This is a genomic window from uncultured Acetatifactor sp. (genome assembly GCF_948601915.1).
Lineage (GTDB): Bacteria > Bacillota > Clostridia > Lachnospirales > Lachnospiraceae > Acetatifactor.
This window is the reverse complement of the sequence record NZ_CAPDXS010000173.1, coordinates 1-9,119: the sequence shown is the minus strand read 5'-3', so window position 1 is coordinate 9,119 and position 9,119 is coordinate 1. Positions and strand designations below refer to the sequence as shown.

8 protein-coding genes are annotated in these 9,119 nt (G+C 57.1%); 2 read left to right on the top strand and 6 right to left on the bottom strand.

The annotated features are described in order from the left end of the window. The first annotated feature begins 290 nt into the window (after positions 1 to 290). On the top strand, positions 291 to 1,064 hold the full coding sequence (locus Q2B33_RS21260) for a Uma2 family endonuclease (protein ID WP_300565062.1): 774 nt from the start codon (positions 291 to 293) through the stop codon (positions 1,062 to 1,064). 86 nt (positions 1,065 to 1,150) lie between these two features. On the opposite strand, the gene Q2B33_RS21255 is transcribed toward Q2B33_RS21260, so the two are convergent. From Q2B33_RS21255 to Q2B33_RS21240, 4 genes are all read right to left on the bottom strand, one after another. After that, a complete protein-coding gene (locus Q2B33_RS21255; protein WP_300565065.1) occupies positions 1,151 to 2,479 on the bottom strand; it encodes an MATE family efflux transporter in 1,329 nt (442 codons plus the stop codon). Positions 2,480 to 2,521: 42 nt separating this feature from the next. Then, entirely contained in the window at positions 2,522 to 3,037 is a 516-nt protein-coding gene (locus Q2B33_RS21250; RefSeq protein ID WP_300565067.1) for a MarR family winged helix-turn-helix transcriptional regulator, read from the bottom strand. Next, positions 3,025 to 3,219, bottom strand: coding sequence for a hypothetical protein (locus Q2B33_RS21245; RefSeq protein WP_300565069.1), 195 nt, complete (start codon positions 3,217 to 3,219; stop codon positions 3,025 to 3,027). Before Q2B33_RS21245 ends, Q2B33_RS21250 begins: the two co-directional genes overlap by 13 nt. 202 nt (positions 3,220 to 3,421) lie before the next feature. Beyond that, positions 3,422 to 4,036 (bottom strand): DUF4317 family protein, encoded by a 615-nt coding sequence (locus Q2B33_RS21240; protein WP_300565071.1) that lies wholly within the window; start codon positions 4,034 to 4,036, stop codon positions 3,422 to 3,424. A 284-nt stretch (positions 4,037 to 4,320) separates the two neighbouring features. Between Q2B33_RS21240 and Q2B33_RS21235 the strand changes: the two genes are divergently transcribed. Further along, on the top strand, positions 4,321 to 6,294 hold the full coding sequence (locus Q2B33_RS21235; RefSeq protein WP_300565072.1) for a methyl-accepting chemotaxis protein: 1,974 nt from the start codon (positions 4,321 to 4,323) through the stop codon (positions 6,292 to 6,294). A 101-nt stretch (positions 6,295 to 6,395) separates the two neighbouring features. On the opposite strand, the gene Q2B33_RS21230 is transcribed toward Q2B33_RS21235, so the two are convergent. Then, on the bottom strand, positions 6,396 to 8,165 hold the full coding sequence (locus Q2B33_RS21230; protein WP_300565073.1) for an extracellular solute-binding protein: 1,770 nt from the start codon (positions 8,163 to 8,165) through the stop codon (positions 6,396 to 6,398). A 55-nt stretch (positions 8,166 to 8,220) separates the two neighbouring features. After that, positions 8,221 to 9,119 (bottom strand): carbohydrate ABC transporter permease (locus tag Q2B33_RS21225; RefSeq protein ID WP_300914236.1); only part of this gene is annotated, 899 nt, incomplete at its 5' end.

Genomic DNA, 9,119 nt, shown 5'->3' with positions numbered 1-9,119 from the left:
TTATATGCCGGAGAAGCGCTTCGTCTGGGGCGTCCAGTGGCACCCGGAATTCTCCTACCAGGTAAACCAGGGGAGCCGGAAGATTTTTGCGGCATTCCTGGAATCCGCCAGGACTGCCTGACGCAAATCAAAGCCATAGACTCTCGGAATCTTTGGAGCCGGAATCCGGCATGGGAATCGGACAACGCCTGGAAAAGCGGGGGAATCGGCTCAGAGGAGCTTCGGAAAGCCGCATGATATGCGGCCTGGAGATTCCGAGAGTATATAGCCATCGAAAGGAGGACATGAGGATGAAGGAAGAGAAGAAATGTTCGGCGCAGGAAAACCCTGTCCCGGCGACGGCAATGGGCGAAACAGCGCAGGGAGAGAACGGAAACCGGCCGTCAGAGGAAGGGCACGCCCCGGCGGCCCGCTGCGGCTATGGCTGCCGGGAATCCCGGCCCGGCGTACAGGAGAATGCCATCGCGTATGAGGCGAGGCCGGAGAAGCGCCAGGGCGAATATACCATCGAGGATTACTATGCCTGGCCGGAGGAGGAACGGATAGAGTTGATTGACGGCGTAATCTATGTCATGGAAGCCCCCGGCTTTGTACACCAGAGGCTTGCGGGCAGAATATTTTCACAGATGGAAACTTATTTTCGGAAAAAAGGCGGCGAATGCATCCCCCTGATTTCCCCCATAGACGTCCGCCTGGACTGCGACGACAAGACCATGGTGCAGCCCGACCTGATCATCCTGTGCGACAGAGATAAAATCAAGCGCTGGGGCATCATGGGCGCGCCGGACTTCATCCTGGAAATCCTCTCCCATGAATGCTCTTCTTCATTTTCCACGCGGAGAAAGGACTGCATCAAGAAGCTGCAGAAATGCAGCGATGCCGGCGTCAAAGAATACTGGATCATCGACCCCGGGAAACGGCTGCTGCTCACATACGATTTTACCCGGGACTATCTGCCCTGCATCTATCCCCTGACAGGCACAGCCGGGCTCGCCCTTTATGGCGGCGAGCTCCAGATCGACCTTGACGAAACCGCCGGGCTGATACAGGACTGGCCGGACTGACCTCCGTGGAGGGATCTGGCCTTTTCCGCCGTCGGCGCAGGAATCCCCTGACGCTGCGCGAAACCCCTGCCGCCGATGCCGCCCCGTCAATAATGGTATTTCTTCCGCTTCCCGGCCAGGAACGCCACCGTCACCAGGGCCGCCACCAGCTCCGCCGCCACGATGGAGAACCAAATGCCGTCCAGCCCCCATATCAGGGGAAATATCAGCACTGCCGCCACCTGGAACACCAGCGTCCGCAGGAAAGAGATCAGCGCCGACACCAGGCCGTTCCCCAGGGCGGTAAAGAAGGACGAGCCGTAGATGGCCAGCCCCGCGAACAGGAAGGAAAAGGAGTACACCAGAAATCCCCGCAGCGTCATATCCAGCAGTTCCGGGTCATATCCCACGAAAATCAGGGCCAGAGGCCGCGCCAGGCCCTCCGCAAGCGCCACCATGCCCACCGAGAAGATGCCGATCAGGACAAGGCTTTTTTTCAGCAGGCCTTTCAGTTCCCCATGGTTCCCCGCGCCGTAATGATATCCAATCACCGGGGCCACGCCCACGGAATAGCCGATGAAGGCCGCCAGGAATATCATATTTACGTACATCAGTACACCATATGACGCCACGCCGTCCTCCCCGGCATACTTCATCAGTTGGATATTGTACAGCATGCCCACCACAGACATGGAGATATTGGACATCAGCTCGGAGGAGCCGTTGGCGCAGGCCTTCAGCAATGCCCGCCCGTCGAATTTCGTCCTGGTGAGCCGCAGCAGGCTTGTGTTGGGGCGGCCGAAATAAATCAGCGGGATGATGCCGCCGACGGACTGGCTGATGGCCGTAGCCGCAGCCGCGCCCACAAGCCCCCAGCGCAGCACCCCTACGAACAGAGCGTCCAGCACCATATTGGCCACCCCGGCCGCCACCGTGACGGCCAGACCCAGCTTCGGCTTCTCCGCCGTGATGAAGAAGCTCTGGAACTCATACTGCAGAATCAGCGCCGGGAGCACTGCCAGGATGATTCGCCCGTACACCACGCAGTTGTCCAGCAGCTCCCCTTCCGCTCCCAGCCATGCAGCGACTGGGCGGATTACCACAATGCCCAGCGCACCGATCAGGATGCCGCATATGGCAGATACATAGATGAACAGCGAGAACAGCCTCTTCGCCCTCTCCTTATCCCCTGCCCCCATGGTGATGGCGATGAGGGCGCTGCCGCCGGTGCCGAACATGAAACCCACCGTGCCCAGGATCATCAGGAAGGGCATGATGAAGTTCACCGCCGCAAAGGGCGTCTTCCCCACGAAATTCGACACGAAGAACCCGTCCACCACACCGTAGATGGATGTGAAGACCATCATGATGATGGACGGGAACGTAAACCTCAGTAATTTTTTGTAATCAAAGCTGTCTGACAATTGAATCTTCATTCTAACCTCCCTGTGTGCATCGGCACACCGATCAATGCCCGTTCATACGTTCTTAAGCTCCCTGACCCCTTCCCTGAGCGCTGTCATATACTGTTCCGTCAGCTCCAGATACTGCTCCAGCTGAGCCTTGGGCCAGGATGCCAGGATGCCGTTCTCAATCTCTATCAGCCGTACCACAGTGCGCTCCGCCAGCTCCTGTCCCTTCTGCGTGAGGCACACCTGCTTCCGCCTGCCCCCGAGCCCCTCCAGGTAGGCGAAGCCCTCTTCCTCCAGCTTCCGGAGAGCGGAGTTGATGGTCTGCTTGCTGATTCCGGTCACCAGGCAGATCTCCCCCAGCGGACAGCTGCCTCCCTTGTCACAGAGGACATACAATATCTGCATGACGCTGTCGGACATGCCCATCCGCAGGGCTGCCTCATGATACACCGCATCCGTCTCGCTCACCAGATGGTTGAACCGCCTCATTCCCTCGCTGGTCACGCCTGCCGTACCTGCCACGCCCTCTGCTTCCTCCACATCCGAAAAGCTCCCTCCGTTGATGCCTGTCACGCCTTCCATGCCGTGCCTCCCTCCATGCCGCCCGCGCGGCTCCCCCGCTCTGCGGAAGCCTCCACCATGGCCGCTGCCGTCTCCGCTCCCATTTCCATGTCCATGTCCATATATCCGCTCCTCTTCCCCTCCGCGTTCCCTCCCGCGGGCATACATCCGGCATGCCGTCCGCATGTACGAAATCGTACCATTTTTGTGCATCCCCATTTTAGTACGATTTCGTACAAAAGTCAAGGGGGAGTTTCTCAGGACATGGGAAAAGGGCCCTGGCCTTTTTGCCAGAACCCTCTCCAAAAAACTACGGCCCCATCCTCCATAGGGATGCACCCGCGCCCGGCCCCCCGGGACGATGCCTCTTTTTTACGCCTGTCGCCGGACAGGCCGAAGAAAACCTCAGAAAAGCAGCGCCATCAGCGCCTCCGGATTCCCGTCCGCCGAGAATACATCGATGCCGTCAATGTCCCCGGCCCTGTCCGAAAAGGCCGGGAACAGGAAGCCCTGCTGCGGCTCCCCGGCCTCATAGTCCCCGTCCACGGGACAGATCGCGCAGACCAGGAAGCTGTAAATCTCCTCCGACTCCCGCTGCTGCACCTTGTCACTGCCCTTCAGGGGAATGTCATAATTTCCATGGAAGACGTAAATGCCATAGGGGAATCCCGGCTGATACCGCTCCCCTATGTATTCGTACAGGGAGAGCAGCAGCGCGTCATTCTTCAGCTCGCACTCCCGCAGCGCCATCAGCAGCTGCCAGACGCTTCCCGGCCCCTGGCCCTCCGGCCGGAAGCGGAATCCCTTCAGCTGCCGGTTCGTCTCCGAAAAGGGCACCGCCTTGGCGATCCGCAGGTTCTTCGTCTTGTCCGCACCTGAAAGCTTCTGGAAATGGGTGTTGAAGGTGCCGTCCACATACCCCTCCCCGTCCATATATCCGCCGGCTATCCTGCCGAAACAGTTCCTCGCGATCGTCATCCTCCTGGTAAGCTCCAGCATGTCTTCCCGATTTACCCGCATGATTCCCCTCCCATTCTTAGTCCTGCTTTTCCAGGTGTTATTGTACCGCCTCGCCCCGGAGCGTGTCAATCCCGGTTTTGCCCGCTTTTACGCATATCCTGCCCCGCTCCCCCATACGGCCCCCAGGCCCCTGAAAGCCTGGCTTCCACACGGGCAGGCAGAGTCCGGTGGCAGGCCGGATGTCACCAGCGGATATTGACAACAGCACCCTGTTTTTTATATAATATCAATAAATACACGGCTGATCGGACAATGCGTCAGCCATAATACGGAGGCGAAATGAAATGAAGAGCATTCGAACCAAAATCACCTTGTGTCTCATCGTGACCGTCGTCACAGCCCTGCTGGGGGCAGGCATTTCCGGCATCGTGCCCAGCTACCACAGCATCCTTGCCACTGTGGACCACATGATGAGCGAAACGGCAGTCCTGGCGGCAGGACGCGTGGAACAGGAGCTGACCGCTTACAGGAATGTAGCCATGGACACCGGCTGCATCCCTCAGCTCTCCGATCCGGAGACATCGGCGGAAGAGAAAAAGGCCATCATCGATGAGCGCTGCGCCATGCACAATTTCCAGCGCGGGAACCTCATCGGCATGGACGGCATCAGCATTTTCGACGGAAAGGACTATTCCGACCGGGAGTATGTCCAGCAGGCCATGCAGGGCAATGTCTATGTATCTGAGCCCCTGATCAGCAAAATCACCGGGGAATTGTCCATCATGGTGGCAGCCCCCCTGTACGAAAACGGGATTCACGGCTCCTCCATCGTGGGCGTGGTGTATTTTGTTCCCCCCGAGACCTTCCTGAACGATATCGTATCCTCCATCCAAGTCGGCGAGAACAGCCGGGCCTACATGATCAACAAGACCGGCGATACCATTGCCGACATCGTCCTTGATACCATCACCGTCCAGAACATCGGCACCGAGGCCCAAAGCGACTCCTCCCTGAAGGACCTGGCCGCCATCCATGAAGCCATGTGCCGGGGAGAGAACGGCTTCGGAAGCTATGACAGCCCGGAGGGCAAAATGTTCCTGGCCTATGCGCCCGTGAACGGCACCGACGGCTGGAGCATTGCCGTCGCCGCGCCCCAGCTCAATTACCTCTCCTCCACCTACCAGGGCATGACCATCAATATCATCGTGATGGCCGCGTCGGTGGTGATATCCATCGTAGTGGCCCTGCTGCTGGCCGGCAGCATCAGCAAGCCCATGAAGGCCTGCGCAAAGAGGATGCAGCTTCTGGTGGAAGGCGACCTGGAAACCCCTGTGCCAAAAGTCTCCGGCAGGGACGAGACAGCCATGCTGGCCCGCTCCACCGCCTCTCTGGTAGAAGGCTTAGGTACAGTCATCAATGATATCAGCTATCTGATGACCCAGCTTGCCAATCAGAACCTGAACATCCGCACCCAGCACGGGGAGGCCTATGTGGGCAGCTTCCAGAACATCCTGCTCTCCATGCGCCATATGAAGGAATCGCTGAGCGATGTGCTGATGCAGGTCCACGGCTCTGCCGGTCAGGTGTCCTCGGCCAGCCAGCAGCTCTCCGCCGGCGCCCAGACCCTGAGCCAGGGCTCTGTAGAGCAGGCCAGCGCAGTGGAGGAGCTGGCGTCACAGGTCACGGAAATCTCCGAGCAGGCCATGGAGACAGCCAAGAGCGCAGTGGACGTCCGCAGCCAGACCCATCTGGCCGGGGAGGCGATCTCCCACTGCAACCAGCAGATGCAGTCACTGACCAACGCCATGGACAGGATACAGACCTGCTCCAACGAAATCGGGAAGATTCTGAAGACAATAGAGGACATCGCATTCCAGACCAACATCCTGTCCCTGAACGCAGCCGTGGAGGCCGCAAGGGCAGGCGAGGCAGGCAAGGGCTTTGCCGTGGTGGCAGAGGAGGTGCGCACCCTGGCCGGGAAATCCGCCGAGGCGGCAAAGAATACCTCCGTGCTCATCGAGCGCTCCTCGGAGGCAGTTCGTGAAGGAAACGGCATCGCGAGGGAAACGGCTGACAGCCTGCTGGAGGTCGTTGCTTCCATCCAGACCGTGGCAGTTTCCATGGACCACATAGCGGCTGCATCCGATGAACAGTCCTCCGCGGTCCATCAGGTCTCTGAGGGAATCAACCAGATTTCCATGGTAGTGCAGAACAACAGCGCCACCGCCCAGCAGAGCGCATCCGCCAGCGAACAGCTCTCCGCGGAGGCCACAGGCCTGAACCAGTTGGTGAACCGTTTCACCCTGCCCACCGATTAAGTCCGGGAAAAACATATTCGTACATAAGAGGATGGCGGCCCGCTTACGCAGGCCGCCATTCCGACATTCAGGACCAATGATTATATTTCCCGATCTACGCCTTAATTCCCCCAGGCTCTGTCATAACGGTTCTGATATATCTCAATCAGCTTGTCAAGGCCAAGGTTCTGCAGATCCGAGATATAGGTATCCCAATCCTCCAGGGAATACGTACCCATGATAAGGTTCATCAGGATTTCCTTGGAGCGGGTGTCCAAATCTGTATAGAAGGAATCCACTTCGTCATTTTCCGCCACAGTCGACACAGCCATATCCACGCTCATCGCCGCATAGGAATACTTTTCTTCGTTCTCATAGATATCCCTGATCAGCTTCACCTTCTCCTCGAAGCCCTCTTCCGGATATCCCATGTCATAGCCGGCGCCCTTGGTCATATCGACTTCCTGCTTACGGTCCACCTTCTGGACACGGGGTGCGATACCATTGTTCACCCACAGGGCAGGCGTCTTCACGATCATCTGCACTTCGCTGTCCTCACTGTCCGAATACTGGACCATCTCGCCGTTCTCGTCATACTCGAAGCTGAATCCCTCGATGCCGAACTCGCTCAGCAGCGCGTACTCTTCGCTGGCAATATAATCCAGATAGATGGCAACTGCCTCAGGGTCTGCCTTGTCGGTGGCCGCGTAGTCGTAGCCGGCTTTCTGGATGCCGCGCTGTCTCGCAATCAGAGGCTCCACTCCCTCCACAGCCTTGCAGTGTACGCCTACATAATAAGGCGCAGCCTCTCCTTCGGGAACCATTATGGTAGGCTCCTGCCAGGTCTGAAGAGCCCAGTCGAAGATCATGGCAGCTTTATTCTCGGCCACCTCAGTGGAATTCTCAGAGTCGCCGTCAACCAGCATCCCTTCCTCATACAGCTTCTGCATGAACCGGATGTACTCCTTCACATTCTCGTCATACCAGGGCGAGCTCACCTTCCCTGTATAATAATCCACATAGGCGATTGAGTTGCCCAGCCCAAACAGCTGCGCTATGCCGCCCGAGAAGGTGCTCAGGGACAGGCGGGCCACTTCATCGGCCTCCCCATTGCCATTGACGTCATTCTCCCGGAATGCCTTCAGAGCCTCATACAGCTCATCCGTGGTCTGCGGCATCTCCAGGCCCAGCTTATCCAGCCAGTCCTTACGAATCTGGGGCATGGTGAAGGAACCGAAATTGGAATCGCCATATGTACCGATGATGGCGGTAGATACCCAATAGATATTCCCGTCCTCCAGGACATTCAGCTTCACTACTTCGCTGCCCGCGCCCTGCTCATAGAATTCCTTCGTGGCCTCCTGTCCATACTGATTCCAGATTTGATTCAGAGGCTGAAGCTTCCCCTGCTCCACCAGGCCTATCCTGGTCTTCGTGCTCAAAGGGGTGATGTAGACAAAGTCATAGTCCAATCCGGCAGCCAGCTGATTGTTCACCGTAGTGTCGTACTGGTCGTTCTCGATCAGATCCAGCTCCAGCTTCAGTCCGCGCTCCGCCAAGTCCGAAGTGAACCTCTCCCAGAGCTTGCTGTCTCCATTCACCCAATCTGACAGCTTCACGGTCTGGCCGTTTCCGTCCGTTCCCGAGTGGTCCACGCCCAGGATGTGGAGGGTCTTCAGATCCCCGGAAGCCTCCTCCGAGCCACTGCCCCCACCGGAGCTCTCCTCACCGGCGTCACCTTCCTCACCGGCGCTGCTCTCTTCACCGGCGGAATCCCCACCGGCGCTGGAGCTGCCCTCCCCGGAGCTCTGGGAAGCATTGTCCCCACACCCTGCAAGCAGGGATGCTGTCATGATTGCTGCCATAAAAGCAGCCATTGCTTTTCTTTTCATACTTTCCTCCATTCTGATTCACATTTCTGAATTTTCTGCTTTTGCCATTGGCATCTTACTCTTTCAGGGAACCCAGCACCATACCCTTGATGAAGTACTTCTGGAAAAACGGATATGTGCACAATACCGGCAGCGATGTAAATATGATCATCGCATATTTCAATTGCGCATTTGAAAGCTGGCGCTCCGCTATCTCTCTCGCTGTTGCTGCATCTACCACCTCCTTTACAGACTGTGTTGCTTCGATCAAAAGGCGGCGCAGATACAACTGCAGCGGCTGCCAGTCCGTATGCGGCAGATAGAGCATAGCGCCGAACCAGCTGTTCCATACGCCCACGATCGTATATACCGCCACCACGGCGAAAATAGGCTTGCCAAGCGGTATCATCACTCTCGTAAAGACCTGCAGGACTCCCGCCCCGTCAATCTTGGCCGCCTCCGAGAGCGAATCCGGAATGGATTTGAAATACGCCTTAATCAAAATGATGTTCCAGATGGAAAAACAGCTTGGTATAATCTGGGACAGGGGCGAGTCGTACAATCCCAGCTTCACGATCAGCAAAAAAGTGGGAATCATACCGCCGCCGAAATACATGGGAATCAGCAGGAACATGGTAAGCCATTTCCGCCCTATCAGCTTTTTGTAGTTGAGCCCATAGGCCACCACAGAGCTGGTGATGATCATCAGGACCGTATTCGGCAGTACATATACAATCGTATTGAGATAGGCACGCCACATAGTGCTGTTCTGAACCAACACTTTGTAGGCAGAAAGGTCGAAGCCTTTCGGTATGGTATACACTCTCATGGTGCTGGCATACTGCGGTGAGCTAAGCGACAGAATCAGCACATAATACATAGGGTACAGCGTGATGAACGCAATCATCACACATGCAAAATACATCAGGAACGTGGCAAATCTGTTGCCTTCCCTTATTCCGCTTCTCTTTTTTC

Bases quoted from the DNA above. Each gene is read 5' to 3' on its own strand.
- Q2B33_RS21235 (WP_300565072.1), top strand. From the start codon at position 4,321: ATGAAGAGCATTCGAACCAAAATCACCTTGTGTCTCATCGTGACCGTC.
- Q2B33_RS21255 (WP_300565065.1), bottom strand. From the start codon at position 2,479: ATGAAGATTCAATTGTCAGACAGCTTTGATTACAAAAAATTACTGAGG.
- Q2B33_RS21250 (WP_300565067.1), bottom strand. From the start codon at position 3,037: ATGGAAGGCGTGACAGGCATCAACGGAGGGAGCTTTTCGGATGTGGAG.
- Q2B33_RS21240 (WP_300565071.1), bottom strand. From the start codon at position 4,036: ATGCGGGTAAATCGGGAAGACATGCTGGAGCTTACCAGGAGGATGACG.
- Q2B33_RS21230 (WP_300565073.1), bottom strand. From the start codon at position 8,165: ATGAAAAGAAAAGCAATGGCTGCTTTTATGGCAGCAATCATGACAGCA.
- Q2B33_RS21260 (WP_300565062.1), top strand. From the start codon at position 291: ATGAAGGAAGAGAAGAAATGTTCGGCGCAGGAAAACCCTGTCCCGGCG.
- Q2B33_RS21245 (WP_300565069.1), bottom strand. From the start codon at position 3,219: ATGGTACGATTTCGTACATGCGGACGGCATGCCGGATGTATGCCCGCG.